19 protein-coding genes and 1 tRNA gene are annotated in these 18,717 nt (G+C 63.8%); 6 read left to right on the forward strand and 14 right to left on the reverse strand.

The genetic code is table 11. The annotated features are described in order from the left end of the window. Positions 1–180: 180 nt before the first annotated feature. The 11 genes from G454_RS0109075 to G454_RS0109135 form a co-directional block, all read right to left on the reverse strand. Positions 181–2,619, reverse strand: a complete 2,439-nt coding sequence (locus G454_RS0109075) for an ATP-dependent Clp protease ATP-binding subunit (RefSeq protein ID WP_027718378.1) — start codon at positions 2,617–2,619, stop codon at positions 181–183. 34 nt (positions 2,620–2,653) lie between these two features. Next, the gene (locus G454_RS0109080) at positions 2,654–3,727 is read right to left on the reverse strand and encodes a protein arginine kinase (RefSeq protein ID WP_027718379.1); all 1,074 of its coding nucleotides are present in this window, start codon (positions 3,725–3,727) and stop codon (positions 2,654–2,656) included. Positions 3,728–3,729: 2 nt separating this feature from the next. Further along, positions 3,730–4,245, reverse strand: a complete 516-nt coding sequence (locus G454_RS0109085) for a UvrB/UvrC motif-containing protein (protein ID WP_027718380.1) — start codon at positions 4,243–4,245, stop codon at positions 3,730–3,732. A 19-nt stretch (positions 4,246–4,264) separates the two neighbouring features. Continuing rightward, positions 4,265–4,729 carry a CtsR family transcriptional regulator gene (locus tag G454_RS0109090; RefSeq protein ID WP_027718381.1) on the reverse strand — a complete coding sequence of 155 codons (465 nt, stop codon included), beginning with the start codon at positions 4,727–4,729 and terminating at the stop codon, positions 4,265–4,267. A 240-nt stretch (positions 4,730–4,969) separates the two neighbouring features. Then, positions 4,970–5,044, reverse strand: a tRNA-Asn gene (locus G454_RS0109100). A gap of 45 nt (positions 5,045–5,089) precedes the next feature. Then, positions 5,090–6,571 carry a lysine--tRNA ligase gene (gene lysS, locus G454_RS0109105; protein WP_035107528.1) on the reverse strand — a complete coding sequence of 494 codons (1,482 nt, stop codon included), beginning with the start codon at positions 6,569–6,571 and terminating at the stop codon, positions 5,090–5,092. Positions 6,572–6,591: 20 nt separating this feature from the next. Next, positions 6,592–7,062: a transcription elongation factor GreA gene (gene greA / locus G454_RS0109110; RefSeq protein WP_027718384.1), complete on the reverse strand. Its 471-nt coding sequence runs from the start codon at positions 7,060–7,062 to the stop codon at positions 6,592–6,594. Positions 7,063–7,174: 112 nt separating this feature from the next. Further along, the gene (locus tag G454_RS0109115) at positions 7,175–8,275 is read right to left on the reverse strand and encodes an NmrA family NAD(P)-binding protein (RefSeq protein ID WP_027718385.1); all 1,101 of its coding nucleotides are present in this window, start codon (positions 8,273–8,275) and stop codon (positions 7,175–7,177) included. A 12-nt stretch (positions 8,276–8,287) separates the two neighbouring features. Continuing rightward, positions 8,288–8,812 (reverse strand): helix-turn-helix domain-containing protein, encoded by a 525-nt coding sequence (locus G454_RS0109120; protein WP_027718386.1) that lies wholly within the window; start codon positions 8,810–8,812, stop codon positions 8,288–8,290. Positions 8,813–9,204: 392 nt separating this feature from the next. After that, positions 9,205–10,167, reverse strand: coding sequence for a tRNA dihydrouridine synthase DusB (gene dusB, locus G454_RS0109130; protein ID WP_027718387.1), 963 nt, complete (start codon positions 10,165–10,167; stop codon positions 9,205–9,207). 105 nt (positions 10,168–10,272) lie between these two features. Next, a complete protein-coding gene (locus G454_RS0109135; protein WP_027718388.1) occupies positions 10,273–11,052 on the reverse strand; it encodes a type III pantothenate kinase in 780 nt (259 codons plus the stop codon). A 149-nt stretch (positions 11,053–11,201) separates the two neighbouring features. Here G454_RS0109135 and G454_RS0109140 point away from each other — a divergent pair, with 149 nt between their 5' ends. Genes G454_RS0109140 through G454_RS0109150 form a run of 3 tightly spaced genes read left to right on the forward strand, consistent with a single transcriptional unit; the run spans position 11,202 to position 13,611 of the window. Further along, the gene (locus G454_RS0109140; protein ID WP_027718389.1) at positions 11,202–11,870 is read left to right on the forward strand and encodes a response regulator transcription factor; all 669 of its coding nucleotides are present in this window, start codon (positions 11,202–11,204) and stop codon (positions 11,868–11,870) included. A gap of 27 nt (positions 11,871–11,897) precedes the next feature. Then, positions 11,898–13,271, forward strand: a complete 1,374-nt coding sequence (locus tag G454_RS20385; protein ID WP_245574362.1) for a sensor histidine kinase — start codon at positions 11,898–11,900, stop codon at positions 13,269–13,271. Positions 13,272–13,278: 7 nt separating this feature from the next. Further along, positions 13,279–13,611 (forward strand): ArsR/SmtB family transcription factor, encoded by a 333-nt coding sequence (locus tag G454_RS0109150; protein WP_027718391.1) that lies wholly within the window; start codon positions 13,279–13,281, stop codon positions 13,609–13,611. A 1-nt stretch (position 13,612) separates the two neighbouring features. On the opposite strand, the gene G454_RS0109155 is transcribed toward G454_RS0109150, so the two are convergent. After that, a complete protein-coding gene (locus G454_RS0109155) occupies positions 13,613–14,743 on the reverse strand; it encodes an HD-GYP domain-containing protein (protein WP_027718392.1) in 1,131 nt (376 codons plus the stop codon). Between the two features lie 206 nt (positions 14,744–14,949). On the opposite strand from G454_RS0109155, the gene G454_RS0109160 reads away from it, so the two are divergent. After that, entirely contained in the window at positions 14,950–15,942 is a 993-nt protein-coding gene (locus tag G454_RS0109160) for a biotin--[acetyl-CoA-carboxylase] ligase (RefSeq protein ID WP_027718393.1), read from the forward strand. A gap of 82 nt (positions 15,943–16,024) precedes the next feature. Further along, positions 16,025–16,594, forward strand: a complete 570-nt coding sequence (locus G454_RS0109165; RefSeq protein WP_027718394.1) for a biotin transporter BioY — start codon at positions 16,025–16,027, stop codon at positions 16,592–16,594. Positions 16,595–16,672: 78 nt separating this feature from the next. Here the strand turns inward: G454_RS0109165 and G454_RS0109170 are convergent, their stop codons facing one another. Then, positions 16,673–17,374 (reverse strand): B3/B4 domain-containing protein, encoded by a 702-nt coding sequence (locus G454_RS0109170; protein WP_027718395.1) that lies wholly within the window; start codon positions 17,372–17,374, stop codon positions 16,673–16,675. 342 nt (positions 17,375–17,716) lie between these two features. Here G454_RS0109170 and G454_RS0109175 point away from each other — a divergent pair, with 342 nt between their 5' ends. Then, a complete protein-coding gene (locus tag G454_RS0109175) occupies positions 17,717–18,004 on the forward strand; it encodes a LysM peptidoglycan-binding domain-containing protein (protein WP_245574360.1) in 288 nt (95 codons plus the stop codon). Here G454_RS0109175 and ahbB read toward each other — a convergent pair. Next, positions 18,001–18,471, reverse strand: coding sequence for a siroheme decarboxylase subunit beta (gene ahbB, locus G454_RS0109180; protein ID WP_027718397.1), 471 nt, complete (start codon positions 18,469–18,471; stop codon positions 18,001–18,003). The genes G454_RS0109175 and ahbB overlap by 4 nt on opposite strands. Positions 18,472–18,717: the final 246 nt, after the last annotated feature.

Consider the following 18,717-nt stretch of genomic DNA (forward strand, 5'->3'; position numbering starts at 1 on the left):
ACCTTGATTCTTTTCCACGCCCGGCCGCCATTTCCTCTTTTTGCATACATTGCGCGGTGCTCCAAGGCTCCCCGGGCAGCCCCGGGCGCAAAATCCCCGGGTGTTCTGTGCACCCGTGCGGGCACAAAAAAACCGGGGGCTGGGGAAAGCCCCCCTGCCCCCGGGTGCCTGCCATGGTGCCTACTGCTCCCCGGCGCGCCGCACCACTATCTCGCCGTCCCGGGCGTCCACAATCACACGGTCGCCCTTCTTGAAGGTGCCCTTGAGGAGCTCTTCGGAGAGGCGGTCCTCCACCAGGCGCTGGATGGCCCGCCGCAGGGGCCGCGCCCCGAAGGTCTCGTCGAAGCCCTCCCTGGCCAGGATTTCCTTGGCCGCCTCGGTGAACTCCACCTCCACCTCGTGCTCCTTCATGCGCTCGGCCACCTTCTTGAGCATGAGGTTGACGATTTCCTTGATATGCTCCTGGGTCAGGGAGTGGAAGACGATAATCTCGTCTATGCGGTTTAAAAACTCCGGGCGGAAGGTGCGCTTTAATTCCTCCGTCACCCGCTCCTTCATCTTCTCGTAGCTGGCCTGCTGGTCCTCCTGGGTGCGGAAGCCGAGGGTCCCCTCCTTGCGCAGCCTGTGCACGCCCACGTTGGAGGTCATGATGATCACCGTGTTGCGGAAGTCCACGGTGCGCCCCTTGGCATCCGTGAGGCGGCCGTCCTCCAGGACCTGCAGGAGGATGTTGAACACGTCCGGGTGGGCCTTTTCAATTTCGTCCAGCAGGACCACCGTGTAGGGCCGCCGGCGCACGGCCTCGGTGAGCTGGCCGCCCTCCTCGTAGCCCACGTAACCCGGGGGTGCACCGACCAGGCGGGAAACGGCAAACCGCTCCATGTACTCGCTCATGTCCAGGCGCACCAGGGCGTCCTCGTCGCCGAAGAGGGCCTCCGCCAAGGCCCTGGCCAGCTCGGTCTTGCCCACGCCCGTGGGGCCGAGGAAGATGAAGGAACCGATGGGCCGCTTGGGATCCTTCAGCCCGGCCCGCGCCCGCCGGATGGCCCGGGCCACCGCCCGCACCGCCTCGTCCTGGCCCACCACCCGCTGGTGCAGCACTTCCTCCAGGCGCAGCAGGCGCTCGGTTTCCTCTTCGGCCAGCTTCTGCACGGGGATGCCCGTCCAGCTGCTGACGATCTGGGCAATGTCCTCCGCGGTAACCACCAGCTCCTCCTTGCCCCTCTTGGCCTGCCACTCCTGGCGGCGGGACTCCAGCTCCTGCCTGAGCTGCTGCTCCTGGTCCCGCAGCTGGGCCGCCTTTTCAAACTCCTGGTTGTTGACGGCGGCCTCTTTTTCTTTCTGGATCTCCTCGATGCGCTTCTCCAGCTCCTTTAAGCCGGGCGGGAGGGTGAAGGCCCGCAGGCGCACCCGGGAGCTGGCCTCGTCCACCAGGTCGATGGCCTTGTCGGGCAGGAAGCGGTCGGTAATGTAGCGGTCGGAAAGGCGGGCCGCCGCCTCTAGGGCCTCGTCGAGGATGCGCACGCGGTGGTGTGCCTCGTACTTGTCCCGCAGGCCCCTTAAAATGGCTATGGTTTCCTCCACCGTGGGCTCCTCGACCATGATGGGCTGGAAGCGCCGCTCCAGGGCCGGGTCCTTTTCGATGTGCTTGCGGTACTCGTCCAGGGTGGTGGCGCCGATGCACTGCAGCTCACCGCGGGCCAGGGCGGGCTTTAAGATGTTGGCCGCGTCGATGGCCCCTTCGGCGGCGCCGGCCCCGATGATGGTGTGCAGTTCGTCGATGAAGACGATGATGTTGCCGGCCTTGACGATCTCGTCAATGACCCTCTTGATGCGGTCCTCAAACTCGCCCCGGTACTTGGTGCCGGCCACCATGGCCGCCAGGTCCAGGGCTACCACCCGCTTGTTCAAAAGCACCTCGGGAACGTTCCCGGCCACAATCCTCTGGGCCAGGCCCTCCACGATGGCCGTCTTGCCCACGCCCGGCTCACCGATGAGCACGGGGTTGTTTTTGGTGCGCCGGCTCAAGATTTGCACCACGCGCTCGATCTCCTTCTCCCGGCCCACCACCGGGTCCAGCTTGTCCTCCCTTGCCAGGGCCGTGAGGTCCCTGCCGAACTGGTCCAGGGTGGGGGTGCTGGCCTGGGGCCGGGCCGCACCGGGCTGGGCGGGGCCGGAAGCCGGCGCGCCTCCCAGGAGCTGCATGACCGCGCTGCGCACGCGGGCTAGATCAGCCCCCAGAGAAACCAGGGCCCGCGCCGCCACGCCCTCCCCTTCCCGGATGAGGCCTAAAAGCAGGTGCTCCGTGCCCACGTAGTTGTGGCCCATGCGCCGGGCCTCGTCCAGGGCCAGCTCTAAGACGCGCTTGGCCCGGGGAGTGAGGGTTACCTCCTGCGGCGCGGGGCCGCTCACCTTTTCCACCATTTGCTCCACCGCCGCGCGCACCTTTTCCGCGTCAATGCCCAGGCTGGCCAGCGCTTTGGCCGCCACGCCCTCCCCTTCCCGGATGAGGCCTAAAAGCAGGTGCTCCGTACCCACGTAGGGGTAGTTAAGCCTCCTGGCCTCTTCCTGGGCCAAAAACAGCACTTTTTGCGCCCTCTGCGTAAAGCGTCCGAACATTTTACACTCACACCTCCTCGGAAAATTAACTCTTTCAGGTTTGCTGGGCAGCCGAAAGCTTCTTGCGAATCAACTGGGCACGGTAGACGTCCCTTTCCACGGGGCTCAACTCCTTCCCCACCACCTTTACCAGGAAGGCGGGGCGGGTGAGGACCATCAGCTCGATGACCAGCGGCGCAGGTATGTTCTTGATGATGCCCAGGTCGATGCCCAGCCGCAGGTCGGAAAGCAGCCGTATGGCCTCCTCGGAGGTCATCATGCGGGCGTGCTTCAAGAGGCCGTAGGCCCTCCCCACCCGGTCCTCCAGCTGGTCCTTGCGCTCCCGGTAGAGGGCCTCGCGGGCCGCCCTCTCCTGGGCCAGGAGCTGGCGGGTCACCGAAACGAGGTTGGCCATGATGTCCTCTTCCGTCTGGCCCAGGGTAATCTGGTTGGACACCTGGAAGAGGTTTCCCTTGGCCTCCGTGCCCTCGCCGTAGAGGCCGCGCACGGTGAGGCCGAACTTGGTGATGGTGCCCAGCACGGACTTCACCTGGTCCACCAGGACCAGCCCGGGCAGGTGCAGCATGACCGAGGCCCGCAGGCCCGTGCCCACGTTGGTGGGGCAGGCCGTGAGGTAGCCCAGTTTTTCGTCAAAGGCGTAGTCCAGGGTGGCCTCCAGGCCGTCGTCTAAGCGGCTGACCAGCTCCCAGGCCCGCTGGAGCTGGAAGCCGGGCAGGAGGCACTGCAGCCGCAGGTGGTCCTCTTCGTTGATCATGACGCTCAAGACCTCGTCGGCGGAGATGGCCACCGCCTTATGCTCGTAGCTCTCCAGGAGATCGGGGCTGATGAGGTGCTTTTCCACCAGCACCTGCCTCTCCACCGGCGTCAGGTCCTTCATGCGGATCAGCTCCATGTGGCCCACTTTCTGCCGGAACTCCCTGCCGTTTATGGCCGCCTGCACGGCGCGGATGACCTCTTCGGCCCTTATCTGGTTGAGCATGTGGGGGAAGGGCAGGCCGGCCAGGTTGCGGGCCACCCGTACCCGGCTGCTGATGACGATGTCCGCCTCGGGACCCGTGCCGTCCATCCAGGGGCTGTGGGGGTTGCTCACTATGTCCTTGATGGGCATCTTTATCCCTCCTGCAGCTGCTTTTCCAGTTCCCTGATCCTGTCCCGCAGCTCGGCGGCCCGCTCGAACTCCTCGCGGCTGACGGCTGCCTGGAGCTCGGCCTTCAGCCTCTCGAGGCGGTTTTTAAGGCGCATCTTGCCGCCCGTGCGCTCGGGCACCTTCCCCATGTGGCGGGTATTGCCGTGAATGCGCCGCAAGACGGGCTCCAGGCGCGGCCCGAAGTAGCGGTAGCACTCCCCGCAGCCCAGGAGGCCCTGGCGGGCAAAGCGCTCTTCGGTGAGGCCGCAGGCGCCGCAGCGCGCGCCGGCGGTCACCACCGCGGGCCCGGTGGGGAAGCCGAATTCGTGCAGGAGGCCGGAAAGGAAATTGTGAAAGTCGATTTGCGGGAAAAAGCCCATCGTCCCCACCTGGATTTCCCGGGCGCACTCCTCGCAGAGCCGCATGGTGCGCTTATCGCCGTTCACAATCTGGGTGACGTGCACCGTTGCCGGCCTCTGGTGGCAGCGCTCGCATTCCATAATACCTCCACCTCCCCTTTTAGCTACCGGCCAGGAGGCTTTGCAGCATGGCCCGCAGGATCAGGGCCCGCAGCCTGTCCCGGGCCGGCAGGCCCAGGCGCAAAACCTCCCTGTCCACCGCCGCGCGCATGATGCGGAACTCCCGCTCGCTGATCAGCCTTTCCTCTCTTAACCGCTCCAGGAGGCCCACGGAGCGTTCCTGGGATATCTCGCTGCCCACCAGCTCCAGGAGCTGGCTTATGGGGTTCCTGCTCCCCTCCAGGGGCAGCTTGATGATCCTGATGTAGCCCCCGCCACCCCGCCGGCTCTCCACCAGGAAGCCGTGTGCGGGCGTAAAGCGGGTGGCCAGCACGTAGTTAATCTGGGAGGGAGCGCAGTCAAACCGCTCGGCCAGCTCGCTGCGGCGCACCTCAATGGCGCCCGCCGCGCTGCCCGCGAGGAGTTCCTTTAGGTAGCGCTCGATGATGTCGGCAATGCTCCTCATGTCCCCTCCCTCTGGTCCCTTGACTTTGACTTTCTTTTACCTTTATTTTTCCCTTTTCAAGCCAAAAAATGCAAGGGCCAGGATTTTTCCCCACAAGCATATTTTGCCTCTCCGGCGGGCTTTCATGTAATTTAGCCCGCAAAAGCTTTCGCTTGCATAAAATTTCTCGGCGCCGCAGGGAAAACGGCGCCAAAACGAAAAGCCACCTCTCAGCCGTAGCTGAAAGGCGGCTCTTTTAGCTGGCTCCCCGAGCAGGATTCGAACCTGCAACCCTCCGGTTAACAGCCGGATGCTCTGCCGTTGAGCTATCGGGGAACGTTCCCGCACCACCGCATATTATATTACATTGCCGCCCGGGAGTCAAGCCAGTTCGCGCGGGCGCATGAGCGGGAAGAGGATCACGTCGCGGATGGAGGGGGCGTCGGTTAAAAGCATCACCAGGCGGTCGATGCCGATGCCCAGGCCCCCCGCCGGGGGCATCCCGTACTCCAGGGCGATCAAAAAGTCCTCGTCCATCATGTGGGCCTCCTCGTCCCCGGCCTGGCGCCTCTTTTGCTGGGCCAGGAAGCGGTTTCTCTGGTCGATGGGGTCGTTGAGTTCCGAAAAGGCGTTGGCTATCTCCCGCGCGCAGATGAAAAGCTCGAAGCGGTAGGTGAGGGCGGGATCGTCCTTTTTCCTCTTGGCCAGCGGCGATACCTCCACGGGGTAATCGAGGATGAAAACGGGCTGGATGAGCTTCTCCTCCACCTTCTCCTCGAAAACCTTGTTCAGGACCGCCCCCCAGGTGTCCCCTTCCTCCACCTCCACCCCCACCTCGCGGGCCGCCCGCCGCGCGAGGGCGTCGTCGCCCCGGAAGGCGTTAAAGTCGAGGCCCGTGTGCTCCCGCACCGCCTCCAGCATGGTCTGCCTCCTCCAGGGGGGTGAGAGCTCAAGGGTCACGCCCTGGTAGGTGACGGTGGTGGTTCCCAGGACCCGCCCGGCCACCGTAGAGATCAGCTCTTCCGTGAGGTCCATCATGTCGCGGTAGTCGGCGTAGGCCTGGTAAAGCTCCAGCATGGTAAATTCGGGGTTGTGCTTGGTGGATATGCCCTCGTTGCGGAAGTTGCGGTTGATCTCAAAGACCTTTTCAAAGCCGCCCACCAGGAGGCGCTTTAAGTAAAGCTCGGGGGCAATGCGCAGGTACAAGTCCATATCCAGGGCGTTGTGGTGGGTGATGAAGGGCCTGGCCGCCGCACCGCCGGGCACGGCCTGCATCATGGGCGTCTCTACCTCTAAAAAGCCCCTCTCCTCCAGGAACTCCCTGATGGCGCGGATGATCCGGCTGCGGGTGATAAAGGTCTCCCTGACTGCGGGGTTGACAATGAGGTCCAGGTACCGCTGGCGGTAGCGCAGGTCCACGTCCTTTAACCCGTGCCACTTTTCCGGCAGGGGGCGTAAGCACTTGGCCAGCAGCCGGAGCTCCCGCACGGCCACGGTGATTTCCCCCGTGCGGGTTTTAAACACCGTGCCGCCGACGCCAATGATGTCTCCCAGGTCCAGGTCCTCCAGGAAGAGGCTGTAGGTAGCCGGGTCCACGTCTCCCAGGCGCAGGTAGATTTGGATCTGCCCCGAACCGTCCATGACGTTGCCGAAGCTGGCCTTGCCGTGCGCGCGCCGCGCCATCAACCGCCCGGCCACCTTCACTTCCGCGCCTTCTAAAGCCGCGTAGTTTTCCTTGATCTCGGCAGCGAGGTGGGTGCGGGGGTAGCGCCCGCCGTACGGCTCGACGCCTTTCGCTTTCAGCTCCTCCAGCTTTTCCCGGCGCACGCGCAGCAGCTCGTGCAGTTCCTCTTCCAACCTCATGCCCGACCTCCCGAAGATGGTTAGCGAATGTTGAGGATCTGGTACCTCACCAGCCCGATGGGGGCGGAAACCTCCACCACGTCCCCCTTGCGGCGCCCCATGAGGGCCTTCCCCACCGGGGACTCGTTGGAAATTTTATAAGCCCCGGGATCGGCCTCCTCGGAGCCAACAATAGTATACTCCACCTCGTCGCCGAATTCCAGGTCTTTTAGGAGCACGGTGGAGCCCAGGGTTACTTCTTCCGTACCGTGTCCACCCTCGATGAGGCGGGCATGGCGGAGCATCTTTTCAATGGTCAGGATGCGCCCTTCCACAAAGGCCTGCTCCCTTTTGGCCTCATCGTACTCGGAGTTTTCGGAAATATCGCCAAACTCCAGGGCCTGCTTAATGCGCTCGGCAATTTCCCGCCGGCGCACGGTCTTCAGCTCCTCCAGCTCTCTCTCCAGCTTTTTATATCCTTCCGGGGTTAAGAACACTTCCTTTTTCTTCATAAAGACTTGCGCCCCCCTGCCATCAATTTCCCATGCATAAAATCCCTAACGACACTTAAAGCACTGCAGTTATACACTGCAGTGCCCGCAAACCCCGGTGCAAATTAACCTTTCAACTCATTATAAAGACCTTTTTCCCTCCTGTCAAGCGCGCCTCGGCCCTCGCCCTGATGGCCTCGATTTCCTCCCTGCTGATGGCCCTCTCGAAGCTGCGCAGGCCGGCTAGCTTAAAGCCGTGCTTTTTGGCCAGGGCGCTGATCTCCTCCACCTGCTCCAGACTTATGTCGCGGCCCAGCGAAAAATTCTCGAACCTTTTTTCCAGGGCCAGGATCATGGTTTCGGCCATGCAGGCGTAGGCCGTGCGGGGCGGGAAGCCGAAGTTAAAGTTAAAGTTCACCTCCCCGGGAACCTCCACCACCCCGCCTTCAATGACCAGGACGTCGTCGCGCATTTCGGCCACCTGGCGGCTCACGTTGCGGGGGCGGGAAACATCGCAGACCACCGCCCCGGGCATGAGGTCCCCGGGGCCGATGAGCGTATCCACGGCGCTGGTCACGGCGATGACCACCTGCGCCGCGCGCAGGGCCTTCTTCACGTCGGACGTCACGGTCACCGCCAGCCCGCTCTCGTAGAGAATCTTGGCCGCCAGGCCCTCCAGCCTGGCCGTGTCCCTGGCCACCAGGGTCATCCTGGTGGCCTCCCGGGCCAGGATCCGCGCGCAGACCTTGCCGATGGAGCCGGTGGCCCCCAGCACTACAATGTGGGCGCAGCGCAGGTCGATGCCCATGAGCCGGGCCGCTTCCTTTGTCCCCTCGATGGCCGTGGCTACGGTGTAGCTGTTGCCCGTGGTCACGGCAATGTTGAGGTTTTCGGCCACGGTAATGCCCGCATCCCCCACCACGGAGGTAAAGGCGCCCAGGCCCACAATCCGCGCCCCCAGCTTTTCGGCCACCTTTCCCGCCTGGATGATGCGCTTGAGGACGAACCCCTGGGGCAGCTCCAGCATCTGCCGGGCGGTAAGGGGACACCCCACAAAGTAGCCTTCCACCTCGCCGTAAGGCGTCCTCACGCCCGTGATGTGCGAGACCTTCATGGGCGGCAGGTAGCGCAGCGCCCCCTCAATGACCCGCGCGGGGAGGCGGCGGGCAAACCCGAACTTCCTGGCCACGTCCTGCACGTCCAGGGGGTGAATGATAAAGGCAAATTTGTCCACGGCGCAAACCTCCTAAAGCTTGATGGCGCGCACGATGCGGGTGATGGCCGCAGGGTCCACGTACTTATCTTCCTTAATGGGGGAGCGGCCGATCTCGTATCCGATCACCGGCCTGCCCAGCACCGCCTCGGCAATCCTGATGCGCTCGTTGGAGCCGATGACCAGCACGTGGTCAAAGCCGCGGGCGCGGGCAATTAATTCCATGACGGTGTTCAGCAGCTCCAGGCCGCTTTTTTCCCGCACGAACTCCCACCTTTCCTCCTCGGTGAGCAGGAAAATGAAGTCCACCCCTTCTTCCTCCAGGGCGCGCCGCAGTTCTTCCTTGTTCTGCACCGGAAAGCCCACCACGGCTATGGTGCGGCCCTTGCGAACCTCCCCCAGGGATTCAATGCGGCTGACCAGGGTGCGGTCCACCCCCAGGCGAAGGGCCACCTCGGCCTGCGAAAGCCCCTGCGCCCGCAGATGCAGCATTTCCGCCACCAGGCGTTCGATGCGGCGCCGGTCGACGACCTTGTCTCCTATGCGCACGAAATCCATCTTTGGGGACCCCCGGCCTTGTGCACAAAACTGTGTACATACAATTTTACCCGGCGCCGGGGGGGGAAAGCAACATCTCCCTGGAAAAAGATCCTTCGCATAAGTACCGCAGGGGCGGCGGTCGTCCCCGTCGCTCCGCGCTACGGACCGGACGAAACATCGGCTTGCCTTGGAGCGAACCCGGCAGCGCTGCATATGCGTCGAAAGCTTTTTCACCTATGGATTGGCACCGATACTGTTTCCAACGCGATTCGCGCTGCCGGTTCGCCGACCTCGGCAGCGCCGTGTTTCGTACCCGGCCCTCCGCAATGTCGCTCCTTAAGGGACGACCGCCGCCGTTTTGTTTTCCTTTTCCGGGTTTGTTAAAATACCCGAAAAACGAAAACTTTTCTTCAGCAGCACGCCAGGGCTTCCAGGAGGATCTGCTTTAGCTCCTCTGCGGTGGCGGCGCGGTGCACTCTTTCCCGCCAGCGGGCGGCAGAGGGCGCCCCTTTTAAGTACCAGGCGGCGTGCTTTCTCATCTCCAGCAGCCCCAGCCTTTCTCCTTTCAGCTCCAGCAAGAGCTTAAAGTGGCGTAAGGCGGTCATAATGCGTTCTTCCCAGGTGGGGGCGGGGAGGATTTCCCCGGTGGCCAGGTAGTGCAGGGTGCGGGAAAAGATCCAGGGGTTGCCCAGGGAAGCCCGCCCGATCATCACCCCGTCGCAGCCCGTTTCTTCCATCATCCTCCTGGCGTCCTGAGGGCTTCTAACGTCCCCGTTGCCGATTACCGGAATTGACACGGCCTCCTTGACCCGCCGGATGATGTCCCAGTCTGCCGTGCCGCCGTAGAACTGGTCCCGCGTGCGCCCGTGTATGGTTACCGCCGCCGCCCCGGCTGCCTCCACCAGCCGCGCCAGCTCTGCGGCGTTGGCACTCCCGGCGTCCCACCCTTTACGCATCTTCACCGTCACCGGCACGCGCACGCTGCCGGCCACCCGGGCCACTATCGCCGCGGCCAGCTCCGGGTTTTTCATTAACGCCGCACCGGCGCCGGTAGCGACGATTTGCGGCGCCGGGCAGCCCATGTTGATGTCGATGATATCGGCCCCTCTGCTTTGCGCCAGCACCGCCGCCTCGGCTAAGGTTTTCGGGTCGGAGCCGAAGAGCTGCACCGCCAGCAGCCCCTCCTCACCCTGCCGGTCCAGCATGGCCAGGGTGCGCGGGCTGCCGTAAAGCAGGGCCTTGTCGCTGATCATCTCCGTAAAGGCCAGGCCGCAGCCGGCCTCCCGGGCCAGGAGGCGGAAGGCCTTGTCGCTCACCCCGGCCATGGGCGCGGCAACTACCGGGTTGGGCACGCGCACGCCGCCTATCACCAGAGAGAACCTCACCCGCACCACCTCCGCAAACAGGCCGGAAAAACCCTGCCGGCAAAAAGGTCCCCGCAAAAAACTTATCGGGCGGTAGACCGCCCGCAAGCCACCTCAAGTTCGCTCCGCCAGGAGGTTGCGCTCGTAAATAATGCGCAGGCCCTTCAAAGTCAGCAGGGGATCCACGTGGTCGATGGTCTTCGACTCCCGGGCAATGAGGTCGGCCAGGCCGCCCGTGGCCAGCACGGTGGGCCTCCCCCCCAACTCCGCCTTCATGCGCCGCACGATCTCGTCCACCTGGCCGACAAAGCCGAAGACAATGCCCGCCTGCATGCTCTGTACGGTGTTCTTGCCGATGACCGAAGGAGGCCGCACCAGCTCCACGCGGGGCAGCTTGGCCGTACGGTTGAAAAGGGCCTCCGTGGAAATGCCGATGCCCGGGGCAATGGCGCCGCCCAGGTACTCCCCCTTGGCGGAGATGGCGTCAAAGGTGGTGGCCGTGCCGAAATCAACGATGATCAGCGGGCCGCCGTAAAGCTCGTACCCCGCCACGGCGTTGACAATGCGGTCGGCGCCTACCTCCCGGGGGTTTTCCACCTTTATGGCCAGCCCCGTCTTGATGCCCGGCCCCACCACCAGGGGCTTGACGCGGAAATACTTTTCGGCCAGCTCCTCCAGGGCCAGCATGAGGGGCGGCACCACCGAAGAGATGACCAGCGCCTTGATCTCGCCAAAGGAGATCCCCGCGTGCAGGAAAAGGTCCCGCAGGAGCATACCGTACTCGTCGGCCGTGCGGTGGGGGTTGGTGGAGAGCCGCCAGTGCACCAGGAGCTCCCGTTCTTTATATACCCCCAGGACGATGTTTGTATTCCCCACGTCGAAAACCAGGATCACGCCACCCACCCCCTTACGAAACTAATTCTACCAGAGGCCCCAAAGCAGCGCAATTACGCCTCTTCCCGCGCGCCGCTTTGTTGACCGGGCGGGCGGCAAACATTTATCCTATAATTGTGCCGTAATTCTCCCGGCGGAGGTCGGCTGCCTTGCCCACCATCTTCCTCGTGGAAGACGACAGTCACACGCGCAGGCTGGTGCGGGAATACCTGGCGCGGGAAGGATTTGAGGTGGAGGCCTTTGCCTCCCTGGAGGAAATGGAGGCAAGGCTTAAAGAGGGCTACCCGGACCTCTTTGTGCTGGACATCATGCTCCCGGGGGAGGACGGCCTCACTTTCTGCCGACGCCTGCGCGCCAGCTCGCCGGTACCGGTGGTTTTTATATCCGCCCGGGGAGACGAGATCGACCGGGTGCTGGGCCTCGAGCTGGGAGGCGACGACTACCTGTCCAAGCCCTTTTCCCCGCGGGAGCTGGTGGCCAGGGTAAAGGCCATCCTGCGCCGGGCACCCAGACCGTCCCCCCAGGAACTGCACCTCAACAACCTGTGCCTCATCCCTTCCCGCCGCCAGGCCCTGGTGGACGGCAAAGAGCTGGAGCTCACCCCCAAGGAGTTTGAGCTCCTGCTGGCGCTGGCCGCCAATCCCCGGGCCGCCTTCAGCCGCGACCAGCTGCTGGACAGGATCTGGGGCTACGATTATGCGGGCGACATCCGCGCCGTGGACGACCTGGTGAAGAGGGTGCGCAAGAAGCTCCGCGCCAAAGGAGCCAGGGTGGAAATTGCCACCGTGTGGGGGTACGGCTACCGGCTTAAGACCTGAGGCGGGGGGAAGAATTCCGTGCGGAAAATGCGCGGCCTGGCCCTCAAAATTGCCGCTGGCTACCTCATTTTCACCTTCCTTATAAGCGCCGCCCTGGGGCTCTCCTTTTACGTGGTGGCCAAGAATTACCTCGTGGTCCAGGCCAGGGCCGCCCTGCGCCAGGACGCCCAGTCCCTTGCCCAGGTCCTTTCCGGCCTCCCCCTGGAGCGGGAAGCCATCGAGCCCGTGCTCTTCCGCTGGCTGGCCACGCGGCCCGCCGAGCGCTTCTTCCGGAGCTATTACGTGGTGCTGGACGCCGGGGGTCGCGTGGTGGCCACCAACCTGGAAGAGCGCTTCCCCCCGGGCTCAATCCTCCCGGAAGGGGAAAGCCCCCGCGAGGCGCGCCCCCCGCGGGCAAAAGCGCGCAAAACCTTCCTGGAGCACGAGTTTGTGCTGGCTACCGCCCCCATCTTCCCCGGGGGCAAGGTCATCATGTTTTCCCGGCAGATAGCCCTGCAGGCCGTGCGCCGGGACTTCCTCCTGGTGCTCTTCGAGAGCCTGGCCTGGACGGTGCCCCTGGCCCTCCTGGCCGCCTGGCTCCTGGCCCGGCACATTGCCCGGCCCCTCGTGCTGCTGCGGGAAAGAATCCACCGCGTGGCGCGGCGGGAGTTCGACGACCCCCAGGAAGTGCACACCGGCGATGAAATAGAGGACCTCTGGCGGGACTTCAACCTCATGGTGCAGCGGCTGGCGGAGTACGACCGGGCCCAGAGGCTCTTCCTGCAAAACGCCTCCCACGAGCTGAAGGCCCCCCTCATGAACATCCAGGGCTACGCGGAGGGAATCAGGGACGGAGTCTTCAAGGGGGAGGAGGCCGCCGCCGGCCTGGAGGTTATCGCCGGCGAGTGCCAGCGTCTCAAAAAGCTGGTGGAGGAGATCATCTACCTTTCGCGCATGGAAACGCCCGGGGAAGCCTTTCACTTCGAAGATCTCGACCTGGCCGCCCTGGTCAGGCAGGCCGCCGAGACCCTGCAGCCCCTGGCCAGGGAACGGGGGGTATCCCTGGAGGTGCACGCCCCGCCCCGGGTACCGGTGCGGGGGGACAGGGAAAAGCTCCTGCGCCTGGTGATGAACCTGGCGGAAAACGCCCTCCGCTACGCTAAGAGCCGGGTGCAGTTTGAGGTCGGGGTACACCCCGGGGCCGTCAGCCTGGTGTGCCGCGACGACGGCGAGGGATTCTTGCCCCAGGAAATTCCCCGCATCTTCGAGCGCTTCTACAAGGGGCCCCGGGGCTCCACCGGCCTGGGGCTGGCCATAGTGCGGGCCGTTGCCGAGGGCCACGGCGGCAGCGTGGAGGCGAGAAACTCGCCGCAGGGAGGCGCCGAACTGGAGGTCTGTCTCCCCCGCCCGGAAGGGAGGTGAAGCCGCCGTGAACAAGCACATTCCCCGCCTCAAGGCGGACATCCTCAAGGCGCTCGCCCACCCCACGCGGGTGAGCATCCTGGAGTGCCTGCGGCAGGGGGAGCGCTGCGTCTGCGAGATCATCGAAGAGCTGGATATGGAGCAGTCTAATATTTCCCAGCACCTGGCCATTTTGAAGAAAATGGACATCGTGGACTCCCGCAAGGAGGGCCTGCGGGTAAACTACTGGGTGAAGTACCCGGAGGTCTTTCAAATCCTGGACCTCCTGGACAACGTGCTCATTGCCCAGGTCCAGGACACCATGAGCACCTTAAAAGGGCTCACCGCAAAGCAACCCTGAATCAGGGCAGTTGGCTATACCCCAGCCCGGCCCGCACGCTCCCCTCGTCGGTCACCCCGGCAACGACCACGTCCCCTGCCTCCCAGAGGCAGACCTCGTAGGGGCCCACGGGGTTCCCTTCCGGGTCGAAAAACACCCTCACGCGGGGGTAGAGGGAGAAGCCGCGGCGGTTTTCCACCACCACCCCAGTCTCCCCGGAGGAGAGGCGCACCCAGGTGCCCACCGGGTAGGCGGCGATGTTTTCCAGGAAGGCCCTGACCACGTGGAAAGCAAAGAGGGAGTCGCCGGAGCCGGCCACCATCTCGTAGGCCTCGTGCACCGGGCAGGCCCGCCGGTACACGCGGTCGGCGGTGAGGGCGTCGAAAACATCGGCCACGCCGCATATGTAGGCAAACTCGTGCACTTCCTGCCCCTGCAGGCCGCGGGGGTAGCCGGTCCCGTCATAGCGCTCGTGGTGCTGGTAAACCACCTGGGCCGAAGGGGCGCTCACGCCGGGCAGGCGCAGGATCCTCCTGTAGCCCTCCTCGGGGTGGCGCTTGACGACGGCAAATTCCTCCGCGGTAAGCCTGCCGGGCTTGTGGAGGATCTCCCGGGGGATGTCCACCTTCCCCAGGTCGTGCAGGATGGCCCCCAGGCCCAACCGCAGGAGCCCTTCCCTCCCGTAACCCAGGGTGATGCCGGTCATCAGGGAAAGCACGCAGACGTTCACGCAGTGGCCGAAGGTATAATCGTCGATGGCGCGGACGTCCGCAAGGTTCACCATCAGGGCGCGGTTGGCCAGGAGCTGGTCGATAATGCTTTCCACCGTCTCCGTGAGCCTTTTAACCCTGAGGATGGCCTTTCCCGCCCTAAAGCAGGAGGGGCCTTTCGCCTCCCACTGCTCTTCCAGCAACTCCCGCACCTGCACCATGGCCTGCACGCGGGTCTCCTCGGCAATGACGTCCTCGACCACCACGTCCGGCAAAAAGCCGTCGTCGATGTACAGGGCGGGCACCTTCAGCCGCCTCAGGCGCTCGATGTTCCTGGCCGTGAGGATGACCCCGGCGTTGAGCAATAGCTCGCCCCGCGAACTGTAGAGGGCCTTCCCCACCTTCATGCCCGGGCGGAGCATGTCCACCGGTACCCTGCGCAAAATCTGCCGCCCTCCCCTCTCCCGGCTGTCGGTGCGTTTTCCAAATTTCTTCTTCTACCTTTTTCGCCCTGTTCCCTGCTATTTTGATATTTTGCACCCCTTGTTTACCCCAAGAACCACCGAAGTTGACAAAGGAAGCCCGCGTGGGATAAAATTTAGCTGAAATTTCGGCCGGCACGGTAATAAACGCAGGAGGCTTTACCTTCTTGAGGGATAAGATTCTGGAGTTGCTCAAGCAGGGCCAGCCGGAGTACGTCTCGGGGGAGGCCATCTGCCAGCGCCTGGGAGTCAGCCGCACGGCGGTGTGGAAGCACATCCAGTCCCTGCGTTCCATGGGCTACGAGATTGAAGCGGTGACCAACGCCGGCTACCGCCTGATCGGCGTGCCCGACCGGCTCTACCCGGCGGAAATCGGCTGGGGGCTGAAGACCTCCTTTATGGGAAGGCACGTCCACTATTGCGAGCGCCTGGACTCCACCAACCGCCTGGCGCGGGAGCTGGCCGCCCGGGGCGTCCCCGAGGGCACCCTGGTGGTGGCCGAGGAGCAGACCGGCGGGCGGGGGCGCCTGGGGCGCGGCTGGTTTTCCCCTTACGCCAAAGGCATCTGGTGCTCGCTCATCCTCCGCCCCTCCCTTTCCCCCCTGGACGCCCCGCCCCTGACCATGCTGGCGGCGGTGGCCGTGGCCGAGGCCTTGCAGCGGGCCGCCGGGCTGAAGCCGGGCATCAAGTGGCCCAACGACCTCCTGGCCGGCGGCAGAAAGCTGTGCGGCATCTTAACCGAGCTCGACGCGGAGGTGGAAAAGGTAAACCACCTCATCGTGGGCATAGGCGTGAACGTCAACATCGCCCCCGGGGAGTTCCCCCCGGATCTTGCGGAAACGGCCACCTCGGTGCTGGCCGTCACCGGACGGCGCGCCTCGCGGGTGAGGCTCCTGCAGGAAATGCTTGCCGCCCTGGAATACTGGTACCTCAGGTGGCAAAAAGAGGGCTTTTCGCCGGTGCTTTCCCGCTGGAAGGAGTACAGCGTCACCCTGGGGCGCGCAGTCCTGGTGACCTCCCACCGGGAAAGCTACGAAGGCTGGGCGGAGGACGTGGATGAGAGCGGCTCCCTCATCCTGCGCCTGCCCGGCGGGCAGCGGCAAAAGATCTGCAGCGGGGAGGTGAGCCTGCGTCCCCTGCACGACCAGGGATTGATTTGAGTGGTACCTTTTTAGGCATTTTGTCAACCATCCATAGTTTAAATAGTTAACATTAAGACTTCTTTCTAAGGAGGAATCATTCATGAGGTTATCTCCCCGCGACATGGTCCTGGCCGCCCTCTTTGCCGCCCTGGCGGCGGTGGCGGCCATCATGGTGCGCTACGGCAGCCCCGCCCTGGTGCCGTTTAGCCTCCTGCCCTTTGTGGCCCTTCTGGCAGGGGGAATGCTGGGGCCCCGCCTGGGCGCGCTCTCCATGCTCATTTACGTGCTCATGGGCCTAGCCGGTGTGCCCGTGTTTGCCAAGCCGCCCTTCGGCGGGCCGGCCTACGTGCTGCAGCCCACCTTTGGCTTCCTCCTGGGGTTTATTTGCGCCGCCTGGGTCACGGGGGCACTGGCGCCGCCCCAGAAGTCTCCCGGCCCCGCGCGATACTTCCTGGCCATGCTGGCGGGGCTGGCGGTAATTTACCTCATCGGCCTGCCCTACATGTACCTCATCGTTAACTTTTACCTGGGCAAGGCCATGCCCCCGCTGCAGGTGCTCAAGGTCGGCTTCCTGCCCTTCATAGGATTTGACCTCTTAAAGGCGGCGGCAGCCGCGGCCCTGGCCGCCCTGGTCCAGCGGCGCCTGCACGCGCTGGCGCAGAGAAACTAACGCCCGCGCCGGGCGTACAACACATAAAAAAGCAAGCGGTTCATACTTGGCCGCTTGCTTTTTTCTTTGCCGGAGCGGCTAGGAAATTTCCACCGTGCGGCAGCCGGCATCCAGGTAGTACACGCCCACGCGGCAGCGGAAAAAGCGCTCCAGGAGCAGGGCCAGCTCGTCCCTGGCCGCCAACACGGCCTCCCGGTTGGCGTCCACAAAGCCGTCCACGGGCATGAAGATGTTTCTGCTCTCCGCGGTGACCTTGCCCCGCTCGCTCTGCCGCCAGATCCAGCGCCTGGTGCGCACTTCCCGCCGGTCGGCGTAGACCAGCTCGCCGGGCGGCACCATCTCCGGAGCGCCGCCAAAGGGCACGAAGGGCTCCGCGGTGCGGGTAAAGCGCACCTCCAGGTCGCCCTCCTGGCTGTCCAGGTCGTGCGCCCCCATGGGCAGGAGGTACTTTAGAGAAAGGGCGTTGACCAGGTTGACGACGCCGTTAATGTCCGGCAGTTGGCCCCCCTTGACGACGCGCGAAACCAGGGCCTCCACCGAGCTGGGAAACTTGTTGGGGTTCATACCCAGCCGCTTAAACGCCTCCCGGTAGCAGGCAATGGCCGGGTGCTCCTTTACCGAAACGCCCTGGAATTTCTCCCGCACCGCGGACTCCATTTGCCGCAGGAAATCGACGATGGCCGGTCGGGGGACGGTGTTATCGACATCTCGGGCCACCACCACCCCGAAGCAAACGCCGGGCAGCATCTCAAAAACCTCGTCGCTGACGGTAAAACGCAAAGTGTACCCACCTCATTTACCCTTGGTATTTTAATGGACCTTATGTACGTATGATCCTAAGCACGTTTGGACTCAGTACCAGCGTCTTATCCAGGTATTTAATGGGCCTTATGTGCGTATGATCCGGTACTCTATCCGGGCGGCACGCTTCCTTTGCCCGTATTTGATGAACCCATCTCTTTCCAGGAGCATATCTATAAGAGCAGAATACATCGGCTCTTGCCGAAGAACCTTCCATGCTGCTAAGAAGTGGCATAACGTAAGGATAAAAATAGCCCTTTCGAAGGAGTGAGTTCTTTGCCGCCCGGCCAGCCTCCCTGCCCCTCACAGAGGTACTGGAAGGTGGAAGTAGGAGACACCCTCTACTTGATCGCCTTACGCCTGGGGACCACGGTGGAAGAGCTGGTGCGCCTTAACCCGGGCATTGACCCGCACAACCTCCAGGTAGGCCAGCTCATCTGCCTGCCCCAAGAAGCCTGCCCTTCCGGCGTTTACTGGGTCGTGGCCCCCGGGGACACGCTGTACGGCATTGCCCGGGCCACGGGGGCGCCGCTGGAGAAAATCCTCGCTCTAAACCCCCACGTGGACCCCTTAAATCTGCAGGTGGGGCAGCTCATCTGCCTCCCTTAAACGAAATACTTCATGCTGCTCTTCTTGAGCTCCGCCGTGCTGAAAAGCAGGCGGTAGCTGGTGATGCCCGTGGCGCGGGAGAGGGCTTTCGCTATGCGGTAGCAGTCTTCCTTTGTCTGGCCGTGGATGACCGTAAAGAGATTATAGGGCCAGCGGGGCGGGCAGGGGGAACGCTGGTAGCAGTGGGTAACCTCGTCAAAGGCGGCCATCATCCTGCCCACCTCCTCGAGGCGCTCCGGGGGCACCTCCCAGACCACCATGGCGTTGGCCACGTAGCCCAGGTCCTGGTGGCGGACCGCCGCGCCGAAGCGCCGGATGATGCCCCGTTCCAGAAAATTGCGCACCGCCGCCAGCAGTTCCTCCTCGCTCATGCCCAGCTTTTGGGCCAGCACCAGAAAAGGCCGGCTGGTCAGCGGGAGCCCTTCCTGGAGCACCCGCACAATCTCCTTTTCCCGCTCGGTAAGCAAGATTTACCCCACCCTCTCCCGGCGCGTCGCGCGCCTGGCTATTTCCGGCAAAACCCGCCCCCATAATTATACCGCAAGGGGACAGGATTTTATCTCCCCAAAGTGACATCCTCCCCCCAATAAATTGGGGGCATCCCGTCGCGGGACGGCGGCTGATCAACCGCAGGTTAGCCAGCATTCCCCGGATGACCCGGATCATCACCTTGGCCTTTGGGGGTGCCACGCTCCCCTTTCTCCCAGGGTCAT

The sequence above is a fragment of the Desulfovirgula thermocuniculi DSM 16036 genome (genome assembly GCF_000429345.1).
Lineage (GTDB): Bacteria > Bacillota > Desulfotomaculia > Desulfotomaculales > Desulfovirgulaceae > Desulfovirgula > Desulfovirgula thermocuniculi.

Excerpts from the sequence above, each read along its gene's own strand:
- G454_RS0109075 (WP_027718378.1), bottom strand. The coding sequence starts at position 2,619 with ATGTTCGGACGCTTTACGCAGAGGGCGCAAAAAGTGCTGTTTTTGGCC.
- G454_RS0109080 (WP_027718379.1), bottom strand. The coding sequence starts at position 3,727 with ATGCCCATCAAGGACATAGTGAGCAACCCCCACAGCCCCTGGATGGAC.
- G454_RS0109085 (WP_027718380.1), bottom strand. The coding sequence starts at position 4,245 with ATGGAATGCGAGCGCTGCCACCAGAGGCCGGCAACGGTGCACGTCACC.
- G454_RS0109090 (WP_027718381.1), bottom strand. The coding sequence starts at position 4,729 with ATGAGGAGCATTGCCGACATCATCGAGCGCTACCTAAAGGAACTCCTC.
- lysS (WP_035107528.1), bottom strand. The coding sequence starts at position 6,571 with ATGAGGTTGGAAGAGGAACTGCACGAGCTGCTGCGCGTGCGCCGGGAA.
- greA (WP_027718384.1), bottom strand. The coding sequence starts at position 7,062 with ATGAAGAAAAAGGAAGTGTTCTTAACCCCGGAAGGATATAAAAAGCTG.
- G454_RS0109120 (WP_027718386.1), bottom strand. The coding sequence starts at position 8,812 with ATGGATTTCGTGCGCATAGGAGACAAGGTCGTCGACCGGCGCCGCATC.
- G454_RS20385 (WP_245574362.1), top strand. The coding sequence starts at position 11,898 with ATGCGCGGCCTGGCCCTCAAAATTGCCGCTGGCTACCTCATTTTCACC.
- G454_RS0109165 (WP_027718394.1), top strand. The coding sequence starts at position 16,025 with ATGAGGTTATCTCCCCGCGACATGGTCCTGGCCGCCCTCTTTGCCGCC.